This is a genomic window from Phyllobacterium sp. P5_D12, from assembly GCF_054049495.1.
The window spans coordinates 1-1,396 of record NZ_JBFUMG010000849.1 but is presented as its reverse complement, the minus strand read 5'-3'; the positions used below and the strand labels follow the sequence as shown (position 1 = coordinate 1,396).

The window sequence follows — 1,396 nt, the reverse complement described above, 5'->3', positions numbered from 1 at the left end:
CATCTATTGTCATCATCGAAGCGTTCCCTTTTGGACGCAGGCAGATGCGATTCGAACTATTGCCATTGCTGGGTGCCATCGAGGCAATGTCGCCGCGGCCTAAGCTTCTGAGTTCAGTCCGTGATATCCTGCAGGAGCGCACGAAGCCGGGGCGTGATGAAGAGACGGTTCGCATCATCAAGGCACACTTCGACCATATCCTGGTTCATGGAGACCCGTCATTTGCAACTCTTCCAGATACGTTTCCGCTGGCAAAGGAGATCGCCGACAAGATCATCTATACCGGTCTGGTTGCGGGTCCTGACCCAGTCGAACCATCGGAAGTCTTTGATATCGTTGTGTCTGCCGGTGGCGGCGCCGTGGGGTTCGATCTGATCCGGTCAAGTCTGGAAGTGGCAACGCAATCGGCATTCCGGGGATCCTGGTGCCTGATCACCGGACCCAATCTGCCGGAACGCGATTTCGCTGCGTTGTTGGCAAATGCACCCGGTAATGTGAGCGTCGTCCGTTTCCGCCAGGATTTTCCATCATTGCTCAGAGCAGCCCAGCTTTCAATTTCGCAGGCAGGATACAACACGGTATGCGATATTCTGCGCGCGCAGTGCCGTTCCATCCTTGTCCCTTTCGCGGCCGGTGGCGAAACGGAACAGAGTGTACGGGCCGCACGGCTGGAAGCCCTCGGTCTCGCCATCGCCTTGCCCGAAAACAGTCTCAACGCCGGTATTCTCGGCAATGCCCTTGAGGCCGCGTTGGCACAGCCAAAACCATCGTCACATATGCTTGATCTCAACGGTGCCGAGCGCACGGCTGGGGTATTACGGAGTCTCCTTTAGTCAAGCAATATCCCATGGCGACAGCACCCGCGCTTATCCCTCAGGCTTCCTAAAAATCATTTGTCGCAATGACAACCGAATGCCACCACTGCTAATTGACAACGCAACGTTCCGTCCCCATGTCATATAGCCTTCACGAACCTGATGCTGTAGGCTGGGACGATTCAATCATGGAGTTCGTCYATGTACTCTTCAAACGTTTCAGTATTTGAAATTCCAGCTGAATTCACAGCCCCCGGTCGCCCATGGAAACAAGTCTAACACGCTACATCTGGTCGAACACGCGGCTGCAGCAGATATGGATTCTGTTCGTCGTAGCTGTCTCGATGATTCCGTATTTCATGTCTTTCGACCTGCCAAAACAGATCGTCAACGGCCCCATCCAGGGTAACGGTTTCGAGACCCCAGGCGCGACGCGCACCTTCATGCATCTCGAATATGACCTCCCTGCTTTCGGCAAGGTGGTGTTTTTCGACGGCCTTGAGCTCACGCGTTTCCAGACATTGATGGCGTTGAGCCTGGTTTTCCTGCTGCTCGTCATCATCAACGGTTTGTTCAAGCTC

General features: G+C 54.5%; 1 protein-coding gene and 1 pseudogene. Both read left to right on the top strand.

The features are described 5' to 3' along the window. A partial coding sequence (locus ACXJ5O_RS27010) for a glycosyltransferase family protein (protein WP_457302599.1) occupies positions 1-833 on the top strand: 833 nt, incomplete at its 5' end. Positions 834-1,078: 245 nt separating this feature from the next. Further along, positions 1,079-1,396: pseudogene (locus ACXJ5O_RS27005) on the top strand (ABC transporter ATP-binding protein); the annotation flags it as partial.